The sequence below is a fragment of the Polaromonas sp. genome (genome assembly GCF_043778355.1).
Taxonomy (GTDB): domain Bacteria; phylum Pseudomonadota; class Gammaproteobacteria; order Burkholderiales; family Burkholderiaceae_C; genus Polaromonas.
Genome location: NZ_JAYWHI010000079.1, coordinates 22995 through 41268, shown reverse-complemented (window position 1 = coordinate 41268; position 18274 = coordinate 22995). Strand labels below are relative to the sequence as shown.

At 62.5% G+C, this 18274-nt stretch carries 17 protein-coding genes, 1 tRNA gene and 1 pseudogene; 18 read left to right on the top strand and 1 reads right to left on the bottom strand.

What is annotated here, in order from left to right:
* The first annotated feature begins 3 nt into the window (after positions 1 to 3).
* From ACH2CW_RS11775 to ACH2CW_RS11715, 13 genes and pseudogenes are all read left to right on the top strand, one after another.
* Positions 4 to 513 (top strand): lipoprotein insertase outer membrane protein LolB, encoded by a 510-nt coding sequence (locus ACH2CW_RS11775; protein WP_395058305.1) that lies wholly within the window; start codon positions 4 to 6, stop codon positions 511 to 513.
* An 8-nt stretch (positions 514 to 521) separates the two neighbouring features.
* On the top strand, positions 522 to 1373 hold the full coding sequence (gene ispE / locus ACH2CW_RS11770) for a 4-(cytidine 5'-diphospho)-2-C-methyl-D-erythritol kinase (RefSeq protein ID WP_395058321.1): 852 nt from the start codon (positions 522 to 524) through the stop codon (positions 1371 to 1373).
* 73 nt (positions 1374 to 1446) lie between these two features.
* Positions 1447 to 1523, top strand: a tRNA-Gln gene (locus ACH2CW_RS11765).
* Positions 1524 to 1797: 274 nt separating this feature from the next.
* Positions 1798 to 2772, top strand: coding sequence for a ribose-phosphate pyrophosphokinase (locus ACH2CW_RS11760; protein WP_305562115.1), 975 nt, complete (start codon positions 1798 to 1800; stop codon positions 2770 to 2772).
* Positions 2773 to 2884: 112 nt separating this feature from the next.
* Complete coding sequence (locus ACH2CW_RS11755) at positions 2885 to 3580, top strand: 50S ribosomal protein L25/general stress protein Ctc (protein ID WP_395058303.1); 696 nt, start codon at positions 2885 to 2887, stop codon at positions 3578 to 3580.
* Positions 3581 to 3838: 258 nt separating this feature from the next.
* Entirely contained in the window at positions 3839 to 4465 is a 627-nt protein-coding gene (gene pth, locus ACH2CW_RS11750) for an aminoacyl-tRNA hydrolase (protein WP_395058301.1), read from the top strand.
* A 72-nt stretch (positions 4466 to 4537) separates the two neighbouring features.
* Positions 4538 to 5695, top strand: coding sequence for a rod shape-determining protein RodA (gene rodA / locus ACH2CW_RS11745; RefSeq protein WP_395058299.1), 1158 nt, complete (start codon positions 4538 to 4540; stop codon positions 5693 to 5695).
* A 312-nt stretch (positions 5696 to 6007) separates the two neighbouring features.
* Positions 6008 to 6889, top strand: coding sequence for an NAD(P)-dependent oxidoreductase (locus tag ACH2CW_RS11740; RefSeq protein ID WP_395058297.1), 882 nt, complete (start codon positions 6008 to 6010; stop codon positions 6887 to 6889).
* A gap of 60 nt (positions 6890 to 6949) precedes the next feature.
* Positions 6950 to 8482 carry a metalloprotease TldD gene (gene tldD, locus ACH2CW_RS11735; RefSeq protein ID WP_395058295.1) on the top strand — a complete coding sequence of 511 codons (1533 nt, stop codon included), beginning with the start codon at positions 6950 to 6952 and terminating at the stop codon, positions 8480 to 8482.
* A gap of 114 nt (positions 8483 to 8596) precedes the next feature.
* The gene (locus ACH2CW_RS11730) at positions 8597 to 9160 is read left to right on the top strand and encodes a hypothetical protein (RefSeq protein ID WP_395058293.1); all 564 of its coding nucleotides are present in this window, start codon (positions 8597 to 8599) and stop codon (positions 9158 to 9160) included.
* 357 nt (positions 9161 to 9517) lie between these two features.
* Positions 9518 to 10644: pseudogene (locus ACH2CW_RS11725) on the top strand (3-deoxy-7-phosphoheptulonate synthase).
* A 130-nt stretch (positions 10645 to 10774) separates the two neighbouring features.
* Positions 10775 to 11803, top strand: a complete 1029-nt coding sequence (locus ACH2CW_RS11720; RefSeq protein WP_395058291.1) for a hypothetical protein — start codon at positions 10775 to 10777, stop codon at positions 11801 to 11803.
* A gap of 106 nt (positions 11804 to 11909) precedes the next feature.
* The gene (locus ACH2CW_RS11715) at positions 11910 to 12221 is read left to right on the top strand and encodes a hypothetical protein (protein ID WP_395058289.1); all 312 of its coding nucleotides are present in this window, start codon (positions 11910 to 11912) and stop codon (positions 12219 to 12221) included.
* Between the two features lie 67 nt (positions 12222 to 12288).
* Here ACH2CW_RS11715 and mpl read toward each other — a convergent pair whose 3' ends face one another.
* Positions 12289 to 13713: a UDP-N-acetylmuramate:L-alanyl-gamma-D-glutamyl-meso-diaminopimelate ligase gene (gene mpl, locus ACH2CW_RS11710; protein WP_395058287.1), complete on the bottom strand. Its 1425-nt coding sequence runs from the start codon at positions 13711 to 13713 to the stop codon at positions 12289 to 12291.
* 214 nt (positions 13714 to 13927) lie between these two features.
* Here mpl and ACH2CW_RS11705 point away from each other — a divergent pair, with 214 nt between their 5' ends.
* The 5 genes from ACH2CW_RS11705 to ACH2CW_RS11685 all read left to right on the top strand — a co-directional run bounded on the left by ACH2CW_RS11705 (position 13928) and on the right by ACH2CW_RS11685 (position 18203).
* Positions 13928 to 14533 carry a hypothetical protein gene (locus tag ACH2CW_RS11705; protein ID WP_395058285.1) on the top strand — a complete coding sequence of 202 codons (606 nt, stop codon included), beginning with the start codon at positions 13928 to 13930 and terminating at the stop codon, positions 14531 to 14533.
* Complete coding sequence (locus ACH2CW_RS11700) at positions 14533 to 15054, top strand: TlpA family protein disulfide reductase (protein WP_395058283.1); 522 nt, start codon at positions 14533 to 14535, stop codon at positions 15052 to 15054. Before ACH2CW_RS11705 ends, ACH2CW_RS11700 begins: the two co-directional genes overlap by 1 nt.
* A 341-nt stretch (positions 15055 to 15395) precedes the next feature.
* Positions 15396 to 15842, top strand: coding sequence for an acetyl-CoA carboxylase biotin carboxyl carrier protein (gene accB, locus ACH2CW_RS11695; protein WP_395058281.1), 447 nt, complete (start codon positions 15396 to 15398; stop codon positions 15840 to 15842).
* Between the two features lie 7 nt (positions 15843 to 15849).
* Positions 15850 to 17199 carry an acetyl-CoA carboxylase biotin carboxylase subunit gene (accC, locus tag ACH2CW_RS11690; RefSeq protein WP_395058279.1) on the top strand — a complete coding sequence of 450 codons (1350 nt, stop codon included), beginning with the start codon at positions 15850 to 15852 and terminating at the stop codon, positions 17197 to 17199.
* A gap of 17 nt (positions 17200 to 17216) precedes the next feature.
* Positions 17217 to 18203, top strand: a complete 987-nt coding sequence (locus tag ACH2CW_RS11685) for a 50S ribosomal protein L11 methyltransferase (RefSeq protein WP_395058277.1) — start codon at positions 17217 to 17219, stop codon at positions 18201 to 18203.
* The last annotated feature ends 71 nt before the right edge of the window (positions 18204 to 18274 follow it).

Genomic DNA, 18274 nt, shown 5'->3' with positions numbered 1-18274 from the left:
GATTTGCCTACGTTGCCGTGCCTGCGCCAGGCCTTTGTTTCCTGCCTGCTTTTTGCTACTTTTTTAATAGCTGGCTGCGCCCATCAGCCATGGGCTGAAGGCCAAAATGATGCCAGAATTCCGACCTGGTCAGGGCGTATCAGCCTGCAGGTGCAGAGCGACCCTGTGCAGGCCTTTTTTGCCGGTTTTGAGCTGCGTGGCAGCCCAACGCAAGGTGAGCTGGTGTTAAGCAGCCCGCTCGGCACCAGCCTGGCCGCGCTGCGCTGGTCGCCGGGGGAAGCCATTCTCGATTCCGGTGGACAGATCCAGCGTTTTGACTCGGTCGATGCCTTGATTGAAAAAGCCACCGGCGCGGCGGTGCCGCTGCCCGCGCTGTTTGACTGGCTGGCCGGCAAAAACACCGCGCTGGCCGGCTGGAGCGCCGACCTGTCGCAGCAGGCCGAAGGCCGGATTTCGGCCAGCCGGACTGCACCCCAGCCGCGCACCGACCTGCGCATCGTGCTGGCGCAATGAGCGCCGCCCTGAAGGCGATCTACGAGGTCGCGGCGCCGGCCAAGCTCAACCTGTTTTTGCACATCAACGGGCGCCGCGCCGACGGCTACCACCTGCTGCAGTCGGTGTTCATGCTGATCGACTGGTTCGACACCCTGCATTTCGAGCTGCGCAGCGACGGACGTATCACACGCAGCGACCTGGGCTCGCCGGGTGCGGCCCTGCCGGCCGAGGATCTGGTGGTGCGCGCGGCGCGTGCACTGCAAAGCGTCAGCGGAACCGCACTCGGTGCGGACATCTGGCTGGACAAGCGGATTCCTTCGCAGGCCGGTATGGGCGGGGGCTCATCGGACGCCGCCAGTTGCCTGCTGGCCCTGCAGCGCCTGTGGGGCGTGACACTGCCGCCCGGCAAGCTGCGGGAGATCGCGTTGAGCCTCGGTGCAGACGTGCCGTTTTTCCTGAGCGGCGGCCATGCCTGGGTCGAAGGCATTGGCGAACAAATCACGCCGCTGGCCTTGCCCGCCGCGCGGTTTGTGGTCGTAAAACCACCCGCGGGGCTGCCGACCGACGCGATTTTCAAGGCGCCGCAGCTCAAACGCGATACAGAAACTGCTACAATCCAAGGCTTTGCTGCAAACTGTGATGGCCGCGTTTACGGATTCGGCCACAACGACTTGCAGCCAGTCGCACAGACCCTGTGTCCCCAGGTCGGCCAGTCACTTGACTGGCTCGCCATGCAAGGTTTACAGGGCCGCATGACTGGCTCGGGAAGTGCGGTTTTTGCGCATTTGCCGCACGAGTTGGAATTGGCGGCCGCTCCCAGCGGCTGGCAGGTCCGAAAGTGCAGCAACCTGGAGGCACATCCTCTGGCCGGTTGGTAACATAACGGCCATGGAATGCGTCTCCATGAACAACGGTTAAAGGTTGATTGCAGATTCTGCAATTGACCTGTGTAGGGGTGTCGCCAAGTTGGTTAAGGCACCGGATTTTGATTCCGGCATTCGCAGGTTCGACTCCTTCCACCCCTGCCAAAATTCTCGGAGCCCTGAAAGGGCTCGTGTTGTCGGGTCCCGTGTGGGGCCCGTGTTTTTAGACCCGACGAAAAAGGGTCCGTGCTCGCTGACTGTTGAATGTCTCCGGTCTGACGGCTTCGGTCCCGCCCTTTCCCGGATGGATCGCAAGCCGGACCCTGCGGATAATCCGCCGTGACATGGAAAATGGGCACAGAGCGTCCGTGTTCAGATGCTTTTACTGCCGACTTGATTTCAGCCACGATTTCCTACCTAGACATCCGCTGGGCCCCACATGCAAACGCACCACCCCGACTTCATGCTTTTCACCGGCAATGCCAATCCCGGCATGGCCTCTGAAATTGCCCAGCATCTGGGCATCTCGCTGGGCGCGGCCCATGTCGGACGTTTTTCGGACGGCGAGGTGACGGTCGAAATTCAGCAAAACGTGCGTGCCCGCGATGTGTTTGTGGTGCAGTCCACCTGCGCACCAACCAACGAAAACCTGATGGAATTGCTGATCATGGTGGACGCGCTCAAGCGCGCTTCCGCTGAACGCATTTCAGCAGTCATTCCCTACTTCGGCTACGCCCGCCAGGACCGCCGCCCGCGTTCGGCCCGCGTGCCCATCACGGCCAAGGTGGTGGCCAACATGCTGCAGGCCGTTGGTGTCTCGCGCGTGCTGACCATGGACCTGCATGCCGACCAGATCCAGGGTTTTTTCGACATTCCGGTCGACAACATCTACGCCTCGCCGGTGCTGCTGGGCGACCTGCGCCAGAAAAACTACAACGACCTGATGGTGGTCTCGCCCGACGTCGGCGGCGTGGTGCGTGCACGCGCGCTGGCCAAGCAGCTCGGCTGCGACATGGCCATCATCGACAAGCGCCGGCCCAAGGCCAATGTATCGGAAGTGATGCATGTGATCGGCGACATCGACGGGCGCAATTGCGTGATCATGGACGACATGATCGACACCGCCGGCACACTGGTCAAGGCGGCAGAGGTGCTCAAGGAGCGCGGCGCCAAAAAGGTTTACGCGTACTGCACGCACCCGATTTTCTCGGGTCCGGCGATTGAACGCATTGCGCAGGGCGACGCGCTCGACGAGGTGGTGATCACAAACACCATTCCGCTGAGCCAGAGCGCGCAGGACTGCAAGAAAATTCGCCAACTCTCTGTGGCCCCGCTGATAGCTGAAACCATTCAGCGCATCGCCAGGGGAGAGTCGGTCATGAGTTTGTTTTCGGACCAGGACAACCTGTTCTGATCTGAAACAAAAAGCGGCTGCTGTGCCCGCGAGGTTCAAGGACTTCATCGGGCTGGCAGCCTTTTAAATCAGAACGAGACTGGTCGCGGTCCGTTCTTTATTGGAGTTGATTATGAAATTCGTCGCTTTTGAGCGCGCCAAGCAGGGCACGGGTGCGAGCCGCCGTCTCCGCATCACCGGTCGCACGCCCGGTATTGTTTACGGTGGCACCGGTGAGCCGTCGCTGATCGAAATCGATCACAACGCGCTGTTCCACGCCATCAAGAAAGAGGCTTTCCACGCGTCCGTCCTGGAAATGGAACTGGGCAGCAAGACTGAAAAAGTCCTGCTGCGTGATCTGCAGATGCATCCGTTCAAACAACTGATCCTGCACATCGACTTCCAGCGCGTTGACGCGAAAACCCGCCTGACCATGAAAGTGCCGCTGCACTACAGCGGTGAGGAAGAGTCTCCTGCGGTCAAGACGGAAAATTGCCTGGTCAACCATGTGATGACCGAGCTGAGCATTTCCTGCCTGCCCAAAGACCTGCCTGAATTCATCGCCGTCGATCTGAGTGGCCTGAAAAAAGGCGCACCGTTGCACCTGAAGGACATCACACTGCCAAAAGGTGTGAAGTTTGTGGCCAAGGGTCAGGAGAATCCGGTGCTGGTGTCTGTATCTTCCGTCTCGGAAGAAGCCGAAGCCGACGCTGCTGCAGCCGCTGCCGCCGCCGCACCGGTCGATCCGAAAGCTGCCAAGGCCGCTGCCGCCAAGGAAGCCAAAGCCGGCGCCAAGGCCGACGCTGCCAAGCCCGCCGCCAAGAAGTAAGTCAAGGCACACGGCGGCCTGACAAGGCCTGCGGCCCCTGACCTCAAAGAGGCAGGGGCCTTTTTTTGACTGGTTTTACCCCGAACGGAAATTTCCACAAATTCAATGTTGGGGATGCAGGGCGAGGCGCGTGTCGTATCGCCCTCTGGGCTCCTACGAGGGCGCGCAGGACACCGGCGTGCACGCCAGTGCATGAGGATTCCGGGCACCGGGCAACGCCGCCATGCGCCCTAGAATTGGATGTATGGAAATTCTCCGATGATCAAACTTTTTGTGGGCCTGGGCAACCCCGGCCCGGAATACGAAGCCACCCGCCACAACGCTGGTTTCTGGTGGACGGAGGCACTCGCGCACGAGTTGAAGGTGTCACCCGCGCTGGACAAAAACTACCATGGCCGTGTGGCCCGCACCACCCTCGCCGGGCAAACCGTCTGGCTGCTGGAGCCGCTGACCTTCATGAACGTGTCCGGCAAATCGGTGGCCGCCCTCGCCCGATTTTTCAAGATTGCCCCGGAAGAAATCCTGGTGGCGCATGACGAACTCGACATCGTGCCCGGCCAGGCCAAACTCAAGTTCGGCGGCAGCCACGCCGGCCACAACGGCCTGCGTGACATTCATGCGCAACTGGGCACCGGCGACTACTGGCGCCTGCGCATCGGTGTCGGCCATCCGGGGGTAAAGGCCGAGGTGATCAACTGGGTGCTCAAGAAGCCTTCGCCGGAACACCGCGTGGCCATTGAGGACAGCATTGCCCGTTCGCTCAAAGCGGTGCCAGCCTTGCTGGCCGGTGAGATGGAAAAGGCCACGATGCTGATTCATACCAGCACCCCGCCGCGGCCCAAACCGCCGCGCAAACCTGAGTCAGAAAACGCTGACAACGATTAAACCTTCGGCGTGGCCTGCCCACAAGCCGGACCGGGCAACTTCACAACACCGGCCTGGCCGATAATCTCCAACATGTCCGCCGTTTTCGACAAACCCTCTGTTTTCCAGCGCGCAGCCCCGATGTTCCAGGGCTTTGACGGGCTGCTGGCGTTTGCAGTTTTTCTGCTCGCCGGCGCCGGTCTGCTGATCATGTATTCGTCCGGATTCGACCATGGCAGCCGCTTTCTCGACCATGGCCGCAACATGCTGATTGCCGGCGCCATCATGTTTGTCGTGGCGCAGGTTCCGCCGCAGCGCCTGATGGCATTTGCCGTGCCCCTGTATATCGCGGGCGTGGCCTTGCTGGTGGCGGTCGCGATTTTTGGCATCACCAAAAAGGGCGCCACACGCTGGCTCAATGTCGGCATCACCGTGATCCAGCCCAGCGAAATCCTGAAAATCGCCATGCCACTGATGTTGGCCTGGTGGTTCCAGAAACGCGAAGGCCAGCTGCGCCCGCTCGACTTCATCGTGGCGGGCTTGTTGCTGCTGGTCCCGGTTGGCCTGATCATGAAGCAGCCCGATCTGGGCACCTCGCTGCTGGTGCTGGCCGCCGGCCTGGCGGTGATCTTTTTTGCCGGACTGAGCTGGAAACTGATCTTGCCGCCCGTGCTGCTGGGCCTGGTCGGCATCTTGTTGCTGGTCTGGTTTGAGCCGGAATTGTGCGTCAAAGGCATGCGCTGGCCGGTATTGCATGATTACCAGCAGCAACGCATTTGCACCCTGCTGGATCCGACGCGCGATCCTCTGGGCAAGGGCTTTCACATCATCCAGGGCATGATTGCCATCGGCTCCGGCGGGCTGATGGGCAAGGGTTTCATGCAGGGAACGCAGACCCATCTTGAGTTCATCCCCGAACGCACCACCGACTTCATTTTTGCGGCCTACTCCGAGGAATTTGGGTTGCTTGGAAACCTGGCCTTGATCGCCGCCTTCATCTTCCTGATCTTTCGCGGGCTGGTCATTGCGCTGGAGGCGTCCACGCTGTTTTCGCGACTGCTTGCCGGGGCTGTGACCATGATTTTTTTCACCTATGCCTTCGTCAACATGGGCATGGTCAGCGGCATCCTGCCCGTGGTCGGCGTGCCCCTGCCCTTCATCAGCTACGGCGGCACGGCCATGGTCACGCTCGGGCTGGCGGTGGGCATATTGATGTCGATTTCCAAAGCCAAACGGCTGGTGCAGTCATGAGCCTCCTGGCGAGGGGCCCCGCGCAGCGGGGATCGACAAGGCGAAGGACTGCGGGGACGCCGACACCTTTTAGTGCGCGCGCCTTGAAAGTATCTGAGGCGTCGTCATGAGCCTCCTGGCGAGGCAGCGCCGGAACGTAGCGCCCCGGAACGGGCGCAGTGGAGGCGCTGCAGTGCTTCGGCTTCGCTGTGCAGCTGCGCTGGCACGGGCGCTGCGCCGAAGCCCCGCGCAGCGGGGATCGACAAGGCGAAGGACTGCGGTGACGCCGAATCTGAACGGCAGCGTACTGATAAAGCAGGGAAGGCGTCCAGAGTGGGTGCCCGCATAAATCAGGTCACCATCATCGGCGCTGGCAACATGGGCGGCGCCATGGCCGCCAACCTGCTGGCGCAAGGCTGGACCGTGCAGGTCTGCGACCTCGATCCCTCCAAAGTCGCCGCCCTTGAAGAAAAAGGGGCTCTGGCCCTTTCCACGCCTGCGCAAGCAGCTATCGATTCCGTAGCATTTATTGTCTGTGTGGTGGACGCCGCGCAGACGGCAGAGGTGCTGTTCGGCGACCACGGACTGGCCCGCATGTTGCGGGCAGGTCACACCGTGCTGCTGTGCCCCACCATTGCGCCACAGGAGGTCGAGACTTTTGCCAACCGGCTGGCTGCCATCGGGGTGTTCACTGTCGACGCGCCGATGTCGGGCGGTCCGGCGCGTGCACGCGACGGCTCCATGAGTTTGATGGTGGCCTGTGCGCCGGCGGTGTACGGGGCGCAGGCCGCACTGTTGGAGGCCCTGTCCGCCAAGGTGTTCCGGATCAGCGACCGGCCCGGTGATGGCGCCCGCACCAAGCTGGTCAACAACTTGCTGGCAGGCATCAACCTGGTCGGTGCCGCAGAGGTGCTGGCGCTGGCTGAGCGGTTGGGGCTGGACGCCGGACGCACGCTGGATGTGATTGAGCAATCGAGCGGCCAGAGCTGGATAGGTTCTGACCGACTGCGCCGCGCCATTGCGGGTGATTACGCACCGCGCGCGCATGTGACGCTGCTTGAAAAAGACACGCGGCTTGCGCTGGAAGCCGCGAGAGCCGCCGGCTTCGAGGGACCACTGGGCGCGCGTGCCAGTCAGGTATTTGTCGAGGCGCATCAGGCTGGTCTGGCCGAGTTCGACGACGCGGCCATTTTCAAGTACCTGGCAAGCCGTTAGGGTGTCGCTGACCAAGCCCCCTGCAGGGCGGAGGTGGGACAGACTGCCTACAATGATTGCATGACCTCACTCAAATCCTCGTCGTCTTCCGCCCGTCGGCCCGCCTCCGCTTCCGGCGCCCGGCCCAGTACCGACGCCACCTCGCAGCGGCTGGAGATTGCGCAAAAACTGCTGCTGGCGCCGTTCGGGCTGACCGAGGCGCACCTGTCGCGAGCGCTGGGGGAAATCACGTCCTGGGGTGTGGATGACGCCGACCTGTACTTCCAGTACACACGCAGCGAGGGCTGGAGCCTGGAAGAAGGCATCGTCAAAACCGGCTCTTTCAGCATCGACCAGGGTGTGGGTGTGCGTGCGGTCAGCGGTGAAAAAACCGCGTTTGCCTACTCCGACGACATCTCCGAAGCCTCACTGCTTGACGCCGCGCGCACCGTGCGCACGATCTCTGCCGCCACCCGCGCCGGCCGTGTCAAGGTGCCCTCACGCAAGGTCGCGCCTGGCCGCGCGCTGTATCAGGACATGGACCCGATTGCGACGCTGAACAGCACGGCCAAGGTCAAGCTGCTCGAAAAAGTGGAGAAACTCGCCAAAGCCAAAGACCCACGCATCGTGCAGGTCATGGCCGGCCTGGCCAGCGAATACGACGTAGTGATGGTGGCGCGTGCTGACGGCACGCTGGCGGCCGACGTGCGCCCGCTGGTGCGCCTGTCGGTTACCGTGATCGCCGAGAAAAAGGTCGGTGGTGTGAGCCGCCGCGAGATGGGTTCGGGCGGCGGCGGCGGGCGTTTCGGCCTGGCCTATTTCGACGAAGCGCAGATCAACGAATACGTCAACGATGCGGTGACCGCAGCCCTGTCCAATCTTGAGGCGCGTCCCGCGCCGGCCGGCGAAATGACCGTGGTGCTTGGCCCCGGCTGGCCCGGCATTTTGCTGCATGAGGCCATCGGCCACGGCCTGGAGGGCGACTTCAACCGCAAGGGTTCGAGCGCCTTTGCCGGGCGCATCGGCGAGCGCGTGGCGGCCAAGGGTGTCACGGTGCTCGACGACGGCACGATTGCCGACCGCCGCGGCTCGCTCAACGTCGATGACGAGGGCCATGCCAGCCAGCGCAATGTGCTGATCGAGGACGGCATCCTCAAGGGCTACATCCAGGACTCGCTCAATGCACGCCTGTCCGGCGCCAAGCCCACCGGCAACGGCCGCCGCGAAAGTTATGCCCATGTGCCGATGCCGCGCATGACCAACACCTACATGCTGGGCGGCGACAAGGCGCCCGAAGAAATTGTCGCCAGCATCAAGAAAGGCCTGTACGCGACCAATTTCGGCGGTGGCCAGGTCGACATCACCTCGGGCAAGTTTGTGTTCTCGGCCAGTGAAGCCTTCTGGGTTGAAAACGGCAAGATCCTGTACCCGGTCAAGGGCGCGACGATTGTCGGCAACGGCCCGGATGCGCTGACCCGCGTCACCATGATCGCCAACGACATGCAGCTCGACAGCGGCGTTGGCACCTGCGGCAAGGAAGGCCAGAGCGTGCCTGTGGGCGTGGGCCAGCCAACGCTGCGCATTGATGGCCTCACTGTAGGTGGTACGGCATAGGCGGGCTGTGCTGCAGAGACACCATTTCAGGATGCCGCGGAACCGGCTCTGCCGGGCCGCCAGCATCGCCCCCCAGTGGGGGGAGGCGGCCAAAGGCCGCTTTGGGGGGCGTCCATGAGCTCCCGGCTGGTCATCGATCCCGAGACCCAGCTCCCCAGCATCCAGAGCTTCGGCGAGCTCAAGCACTTCCTGCGCTCGGCCATGGCCGACGAGGAGTCCTTGCAACTGGCCGACGGCATGGGCGGCCTGTCGGTCAGCATCGAAGCGGTGCTGACCCGGCTCAAGCCCCCTGCCGGACTGGCCGAAGCCTCGACGCAGTTGATCGACCTGATGACCACGCTGCGTGAACACCGCGCGCTGGTGATTGACCTGAGCCCGGCCTGGCGCGGCCTCTACGAATACGCGTCCTACCTGGCCGCCCTGAACAATCTCCGGGTGTTGATTGGCCAGTGGCTGCTACCGCCCGACGGGGTGAGCCAGGGCGACGCCGCGACGGCGCGGGCCATCGGCCTGGAAGACTTTGAACTGATTGCCTGGCGCACACTGGGCGAGGGCATGCTGCTAATCGACATGCATGAGCAACTGCGCGCGCAAATGCCTGTCGACTCCGCTCCGGCCACGCTGGACGCATCCAGGCTGGAGCGAGCCAGGAGCTGGTGGGGGCGCTTGCGGAAATAGGGCCCTGGACAGGGCCCCCACGTGCGCGCGCTGCGTGTCGCTCTCTGCCACCCGAGGGGGCGCTGCGCCTGCGGGCTGGCGGAGCCGGACCCGCGGCCCCTGCTTGAAAAGAGATTCCTGCCTCGAACTCTGCTGTAAGGAGAGCGCCTGAGCGCTTGTGCTACATTCAACCCATGACCTCCGCGAAATTTTATTTTGCTCACTTTTGGTTCTCAAGCGCCTCCGGCGGTAGAGAGATCCTCGCGTAAGCAGAAAAATACGCCACAGAATCTTGAAAACCGCCGGACCCCCGGCGGTTTTTTTTTGCCCTGCGGCATCTGTTGATTGATTGTTCAAAGTTCTAGAAGGAAGCCAGCCATGAATGCCAAAGCCACCCAAGCCAGCGATGCCTGGTATGCGAGCCCCGTCGACAAAACCAGCCAGACCGACGACGAACGCATCAAGGACATCACTGTGTTGCCACCTCCCGAGCATTTGATCCGCTTCTTCCCGATCAGCGGCACGCCCGTTGAATCGCTGATCACGCAAACCCGCAAGGCCATCCACAACATCATGGCCGGCAAGGACGATCGCCTGCTGCTGGTGATCGGCCCCTGCTCCATTCATGATCCGGCTGCCGCGCTGGAGTACGCGCGCCGCCTGGCCGAGCAGCGCAAAAAATACGCCGGCACGCTGGAGATTGTGATGCGTGTGTATTTTGAAAAGCCACGCACCACCGTCGGCTGGAAGGGTCTGATCAACGACCCCTACCTCGACGAAACCTTCCGCATCGACGAAGGCCTGCGCATCGCGCGCCAGTTGCTGATCGACATCAACCGCCTGGGCCTGCCGGCCGGCAGCGAGTTCCTCGATGTGATCTCGCCGCAATATATTGGCGACCTGATTGCCTGGGGCGCGATTGGCGCACGCACCACCGAAAGCCAGGTGCACCGCGAACTCGCCTCTGGCCTGTCGGCGCCGATCGGTTTCAAAACGGCACCGACGGCAACATCCGGATTGCCACTGACGCCATCCAGGCGGCGGCGCGCGGCCACCACTTTTTGTCGGTGCACAAAAACGGCCAGGTCGCGATTGTGCAGACCAACGGCAACAAGGACTGCCATGTGATCCTGCGCGGCGGCAAGGCGCCCAACTATGACGCGGCCAGCGTCACGGCGGCCTGCGCGGAACTGGCGGCTTCAAAATTGCCGGCCACGCTGATGGTCGATTGCAGCCATGCCAACAGCTCCAAGCAGCATGAAAAGCAGCGCGATGTCGCACGCGAGATCGCCGCGCAAGTCGCGGGCGGCTCGCATCAGGTGTTTGGCCTCATGGTGGAGAGCCATTTGAAGGCGGGCGCGCAGAAGTTTTCGCCTGGTAAGGATGACGCGAAAGCACTTGACTACGGCCAGAGCATCACCGACGCCTGCCTGGGCTGGGATGATTCGCTGTCGGTTCTTGATGTCTTGTCCGAGGCGGTCAAGGCCAGACGCGCCCGCGCTTGAAGCCAGCGCTTTGCCCTGCCTCCCCTATTTGGGGGAAGCTGGGCAAGGCATAAGTTGCTAGAGTTGTGTTACGTCTCGTTGCACAATCCTAAGGTGCTTTTTAAATTCCTTCCTTCGTCACTAAACCGCCATGCCTCTTGAGCAGCCTGTTCTCTGGTTGGGCTTTGCCGGGTTTACGCCGGAGCAGAGCAAACACCTCGAGGCGCAGATCGGGACCTTGCCCAAAGGATGGCCGGTCTGGCAAAGCGGACCGTTTTCAGAAGCCGATGCCTGGCTGGTCAGTGGCGAAAAGAGTCGGCTGCTCAATGCCGATACCCTGAGAATCCTGGCCGGACGGCCGACCGAACGTGTGCTTCAACTCAATCTGGCGGAAATTGATCGCCCGATTGCGTTCTCGCTGCCGTTGGCGTCCAGCGAACTCGATCCGATGTACACCTTCGATCCGAGCTCCGGCACCAGCCTGCAAACGGTGCTTCAGCGGCTCGAACTCCACTTGCGCGCGCTGTGTTGCCAGTTCGTGCTGGGCGGGCAACTGATTGCGCGGGAAAACCAGCTCCTGCCCGGCATCTATCAGGTCAGCCACAAGGGGGGCTTGCTGGCGGTGATGGATTTTCACGAGTGGCGCATCGGTATTGCGCCCAACGTCGACCCGGTCGACTTCGAGCTGGCCCGCTGGGACCGGCGGCCGCTGGCGGCGCGCGGCATCCCGGAGCACTTCCTGCCCAACAGCCTTTCCCAATTGCGCTGGATTTATACCCAACGCACCAAACGCGACGTCCTGCCGCCGCGTTACCGCAGCAAGCCAGTCTATTTTCGCCGTGCGCCCGATGTGCCCCTGCGCTGGCTGCGAGACTCGCAACTGGTGCTGCTGCGCGAACTGTCGGTCGAGTCCGCCGGGTTTGAGGTGCTGCAACAACGCACCCGCCTGGCGCCAGCGCAATTGGCACGGGATTTGGCCAGCCTGTATTTCGCCGGCTCCGTCACCACCACCGCCGACAAGGCGGGGACCCATGGTTTTTCAAGCCCCGACACTCTGCCCAACGCGGCACGGTCCGACCTGGTGGCAACGCCCGGCACCTTGCCGGAAGAGCCGGCAGCCAGCACGCACACCGGCTTGCGCGTCGATTTGACGGCACCGGCGCAGCTCGGACGCAAATAAGACCAAGCGCACGCGCTGGGGTTTCAGCCGATTGCCAAGGCGCACCAAGGCGATCAAGCTTGGCGCTGCTTTTCCCTGGTGTGGTCGATTTAAGAGCGGGGGCCCCATGCGCAGCGAAGTCACTGTCCTCTTCGAAAACAGCCCACCCGTGCGGATGGACCTCAATGAAGTGCAGCCGCTGCCGCATGACCTGGCGCGGGTCTGGCTGGACGATCAGTTCGCGCAGATGGACTGCGCGCCACTGCGGCCCACCGGCAAACTGCTGACCGCTGACAAGATACTGGTGGTGGCCCAGGCCGCAGGGCCTGCCCGGTTTGCCGATCCCGCCTGGGCCCAGGCCTTTGCCCGCGCCGCCAGCGCCGCACTGGCCAAACCGGTGGTGCACATCGATCTGGCGGCGATGCACCTCAACTGCTAGATTTTTAATCGTTTCGGCCTCTAGCCCATACCAAGCAGGCGCAGGCAGCTATCGAAAATATAGCACTTCAGGCGCGCCGCAGCGCCTCAAGTAGCCGGGCGTGAATCCCGCCAAACCCGCCATTGCTCATACACAACAAATGGTCGCCAGGGCGGGCCGCCGCCTGCACCTGAGCCAGCAGCGCGTCGAGCTTATCGGCCACCTGCGCGCGTGCGCCCATGGGCGCCAACGCGGCGCGCGCATCCCAGTCGAGCCCGTCCGCGTGGCAAAACGCCAGGTCCGCTTGCTCCAGACTCCAGGGCAGTTGCGCCGTCATGGTGCCGAGTTTCATGGTGTTGCTGCGCGGCTCGAAGATCGCCAGAATCCGATCGCCCTGTTTGCCGGCCGCATCGAGCTGGCGGCGCAGTCCATCAATGGTGGTGTGGATGGCGGTCGGGTGATGGGCAAAGTCGTCATACACCGTAATGTCGCCGCCGCTACGCGGTAGCACGCCGCGCACTTCCATCCGGCGCTTGACGTTCTGAAATCCGGCCAGCGCCTCGGCGGCCAGGGCCGGCGCCACACCCACATGTTCGGCGGCGGCGATGGCCGCCAGCGCATTGAGCTGGTTGTGTACGCCGCTGATGGCCCATTGGACACGGGCCACTGTCTGGCCGTCTCTGCACACCTCGAAATCGTGCGGCTCCCCGTGCGCCGAAAACCCTTTTGGCGTATCTTTTCCGAAGAGTACTTGCTCACTCCAGCAGCCCTGCGCCAGCACCCGACCCAAGCTGGCCTCCCCGGCATTGACCACAATCCGGCCCGACGCGGGCACGGTGCGCACCAAGTGGTGGAACTGCCGCTCGATCGCAGCGAGATCGTCAAAAATGTCGGCGTGGTCGAACTCGAGGTTGTTGAGCAACGCGGTGCGCGGCCGGTAATGGACGAACTTGCTGCGCTTGTCGAAAAACGCGGTGTCGTATTCGTCCGCCTCGATCACGAAGCTGTTGCCCGCGCCCAGCCGGGCCGACACGCCGAAGTTCAGCGGCACGCCGCCGACCAGGAAACCGGGCTGCAGGCCGGCGTGTTCAAGTATCCAGGCCAGCATGGAGGTGGTGGTGGTTTTGCCGTGGGTGCCGGCCACGGCCAACACGTGGCGCGGGCCGGTAGCGTGGTGCGTCGGGTGGTGCAGCACATGGCCGGACAGCCACTGCGGGCCGCTCGTATAGGGCAGACCAGCGTCGAGAATGGCCTCCATCAAGGGAAATTTCGGCTGTCCGCCGGCATCTCGGGCGCGCGAGACCACGTTGCCGACCACAAACACATCGGGATTGAAGGCCAGCTGCCCGGCGTCGTAACCCTCCACCAGCTCAATGCCGAGCGCGCGCAACTGGTCGCTCATGGGCGGGTAGACGCCGGTGTCGCAGCCAGTGACGGTGTGGCCAGCCTCGCGTGCCAGCGCCGCCAGGCCACCCATGAAAGTGCCGCAGATTCCCAGGATATGTATGTGCATGCGGGTATTCTAGGAGCCTGCCGGACGCCGTCTCCGGCGTGTGGGTCTGCCCCGAATTTATAAGCCAAACAGGCCCTCAGCCCTTGTCCGTCAAGCGCATTCAGCTATGAAATTGATAGTCGATCCAGCCACCGCCCGGACTTTGCAACTTTATCGCAGGCCAGCGGCTCCATCCCTGTAGAGTCACAGCCTCGCTCCCGCAGAACATTTCACCGTGAACCCGACCCCCCTGAAGCTGGAAATCGCCGCCGCCGCCGCCGCCCTGATCGTCGAAGAGGGGCTGGAGTACGGCCCGGCCAAACACCGTGCCGTCAAACAGATGGGCCTGCCTGCACGCAGCGAGCTGCCCGGCAACGACGAGGTGGAAGAAGCGGTGCGTGAATACATCGCGATTTTTTGCGCCGACACCCAGCCCGGCGAGCTGCAGGCCCTGCGTGAGCTGGCCCTGATCTGGATGGAGCGTATGGCCAGCTTTCGACCCTACCTGGGCGGGGCGGTGTGGCATGGCACGGCGACGCGCTTGTCGGACATTTACATCCAGCTTTTTTGCGATGACCCGAAATCGGCCGAAATCGCGCTGATTGATCACCAGGTGGACTACGAGCCGCGCACCGTGACCGGTTTCACCGGCGAGAAGGTCGAGGCACTGAGCCTGAGCAGTTTCTGTGCAGGTCTCAAGGAAAGTGTCGGTGTGCACCTGATGGTGTACGACCACGACGATCTGCGCGGCGCGCTGCGCCCTGACGCCAAAGGCCGCAAGCCGCGCGGGGACCTCGCCGCCGTGCAAAAATTGTTGTTATCCCAGCCGGAGTCCCCTTGATGAAACGCAGACAGATGGTTTACGCAGGTGCAGCAGCACTTGCAGGCGTGGCCGGCGCCGGCTTGGCCTGGCGGCAGTTGCAGCCGCATGGCGGCGCTGCCGCTGCGCTCGACCCCTTCTGGCAGCAGAGTTTTGAGACCCCCGCCGGCTCGGTGCTGTCCATGGCCAGCTTTGCCGGCAAGCCGCTGCTCGTCAATTTTTGGGCCACCTGGTGCCCACCTTGTGTCGAAGAGTTGCCGTTGATTGACCGCTTCTACCAGGACAACAAATCCAGAAGCTGGCAGGTTCTGGGGCTGGCCGTAGACCAACCCAGCGCGGTACGGGCCTGGCTGCAGCGCATGCCTCTGAGTTTTCCGGTCGCCATGGCGGGTTTTGGCGGCACCGAGCTGAGCAAGGCCATGGGCAACCTGACTGGCGGCCTGCCGTTTACCGTGGTGTTTGGGGCGTCGGGTCAGTTGGTGCACCGTAAAAGCGGCAAGGTTTCGGCGGACGACCTGGCACAGTGGGTGCAATTGGCTTGAACACCATCCGCCAATGCGCTTTGGCGTTGCAGAAAAAATTGGATATAAATGAAGTTACGGAAAATTAACTTCATATTAAATCCGATAATGAAATTTAAACGCCAAAAAATTCTTTGGCTTGGGAACAAGTCATTACCTCACGGGTTGCGCGCAGGGCGGCATGCCTTTTCCTCAAAAACAGCCGCCGGATAGGGTAGACTTCGCCCTTTCCAGATCAGGCCCGTGGCTGATTTAATAAAATTTAAGTGATATTTAGGCGCCAAAAGGTGTAAAAAGCGGAGCTTAGGTGCAAATCGTCTCCGCTGAACCGCTTTCCCGTCTACCGTCGTTGGAGCTCCCCCATGGATTTAAGAAAACTCAAGACCCTGATCGACCTCGTCTCGGAGTCCAATGTGTCCGAACTCGAAATCACGGAAGCCGAGGGCAAAGTCCGCATTGTCAAGTCCGGCGGCGCGCCGATGGTGATGCAGCAAGCAGCCGTGGCGCCCGTTCCCCAGGCTGCGCCCCCCGTTGCGGCCGCGCCTGTTGCCACCGAGACCGCCGCCGCCCCAGCCGGCCACGCCGTGAAATCCCCCATGGTGGGCACCTTCTACCGCTCAGCCAGCCCTGGCGCCAAGGCTTATGTCGACGTTGGCAGCCAGGTCAAGGAAGGCGAGACCATCTGCATCATTGAGGCCATGAAAATCCTCAATGAAATAGAGGCCGACAAATCCGGCACCATCACCCGGATTCTTTGCGAGAACGGTCAGGCGGTGGAATACGGCCAGCCGCTGTTCATGATCGAGTGATCCCCGCATGTTCAAAAAGATACTGATCGCCAACCGCGGCGAAATCGCCCTGCGGATCCAGCGCGCCTGCCGCGAGCTCGGCGTCAAGGCCGTGATGGTGTATTCGGAAGCCGACCGCGAGGCCAAATACATCAAGCTGGCCGATGAGTCGGTCTGCATTGGCCCGGCCCCCTCAGGGCTGAGCTACCTCAACATGCCGGCCATCATCTCAGCCGCCGAGGTCACCGACGCCGAGGCGATCCACCCCGGCTACGGCTTCCTCAGCGAAAACGCCGATTTTGCAGAACGCGTCGAAAAAAGCGGTTTCAAATTCATCGGCCCGACGCCGGAATCGATACGCATCATGGGTGACAAGGTCTCGGCCAAACAGACCATGATCAAGGCCGGTGTGCCCTGTGTTCCCGGTTCAGAAGGCGCTTTGCCGGACGATGCGGTGATCATCAAACGCACCGCCAAGCAGGTCGGCTACCCGGTCATCATCAAGGCGGCTGGCGGTGGCGGCGGGCGCGGCATGCGTGTGGTGCACACCGAGGCGGCGCTGCTGCACGCGGTGCAGACCACCAAGGCCGAAGCCGGTGCGGCCTTCGGCAACCCCGAGGTCTACATGGAGAAATTCCTGCAGAACCCGCGCCACATCGAGATCCAGATCCTGGCCGACCAGCACAAAAATGCCGTCTGGCTGGGTGAGCGCGACTGCTCCATGCAGCGCCGCCACCAGAAAGTCATCGAGGAAGGCCCGGCGCCAGGCATCCCGCGCAAGCTGATCGAGCGCATCGGTGACCGCTGCGTCGCGGCCGTCAAGAAGATTGGCTACCGCGGCGCCGGCACCTTCGAATTCCTCTACGAAAACGGCGAGTTCTATTTCATCGAAATGAACACGCGTGTGCAGGTCGAACACCCGGTGACCGAGTGGATCACCGGCGTGGACATCGTGAAAACCCAGATCATGGTGGCGGCCAACGAAAAGCTGCCCTTCGCCCAGCGCGATATCCAGATCAAGGGCCATGCGATCGAATGCCGCATCAACGCCGAAGACCCCTACAAGTTCACGCCATCGCCAGGGCGCATCACCACCTGGCATACGCCGGGCGGCCCCGGCGTGCGGGTGGACTCGCACATTTACGCCAACTACTTTGTACCGCCCAACTACGACTCGATGATCGGAAAGATCATTGTTCATGGCGACACGCGCGAGCAGGCCCTGGCCCGCATGCGCACGGCGTTGGCCGAAACCGTGGTCGAAGGCATCAACACCAACATCCCGCTGCACCGCGAGCTGATGGTGGACGCCAAGTTCATGGACGGCGGCACCAACATCCATTACCTGGAAGAGTGGTTGTCGAAAAGAGATCGCTGACCGATTGGCGAGAAATCATGTTTGAACTGATTCTCCTGGCCCCGGTCGACCAGGTCGAAACCGTCAGCGATGCGCTTGAAGCACTCGATGCCCTCAGCGTGTCGGTGGAAGACGCCGATGCGCAGACGCCGGCCGAGAAGGCGCTGTTCGGCGAGCCCGGCATGCCGCCCCCCAAAGCCGGCTGGGAGCGCTCGCGCGTGGTGTCGCTGTTTGACAGTGAGGCGCTGGCGCGTGATGCTGCGGCCTTGCTGAGTGCGCAGGATTTTTTTGCCGCTTGCCAGGTCGTGGCCATCCAGGCGGTGGCCGAGCAGGACTGGGTACGCCTGACGCAGTCGCAGTTCGCGCCGGTCGAGATCACGCCCGAATTCTGGATCGTGCCGACCTGGCACGAGCCGCCCGCACAAGCCACACAGGTGATCCGGCTCGATCCAGGCCTGGCTTTCGGCACTGGCACGCATCCGACCACACGCATGTGCCTGCGCTGGATTTCCGGTGCCCCCACGCTTGTCGCTTCGCGTACTACGCTGCCCCCCGAGGAGGCTAATTTTCCTAGGGGCGGCCCGTCGGAAAATTTCTCTGATGCATTGCCTACATCCTTGGACAGAGAACCCCTGGGCCGGGTCCTCGACTATGGCTGCGGCTCCGGTATTCTGGCGATAGGCGCCGCCAAGTTCGGTGCTTCGGCCATTGATGCTGTCGACATCGACGATGCCGCCGTGCAGTCCACCCTGGCCAATGCTGAAGCCAACCATGTGACGCTGAACGCTGGTCTGCCCGACAAGGTTGACGGCCTGTACCAAACCGTGTTGGCCAATATTCTGGCGACGCCGCTCAAGGTGCTGGCGCCGCTGCTGTGTTCGCGTGTCATGCCTGGTGGTTCGCTGGTGCTGGCCGGTATCCTGGAGCGGCAGGCCGACGAGCTCAAGACCGCTTATGCGCCCTACTGCCAGCTACACGTGAGCGACCAGGAAGACGGCTGGATCCTGATGACCGCGCGGCTCTGATTGGCGCTGCGCACGGGGGCTATCCGGCGGCATACCGCCGCAGAGCCCCCGTACAATACGCAGCTAAATGA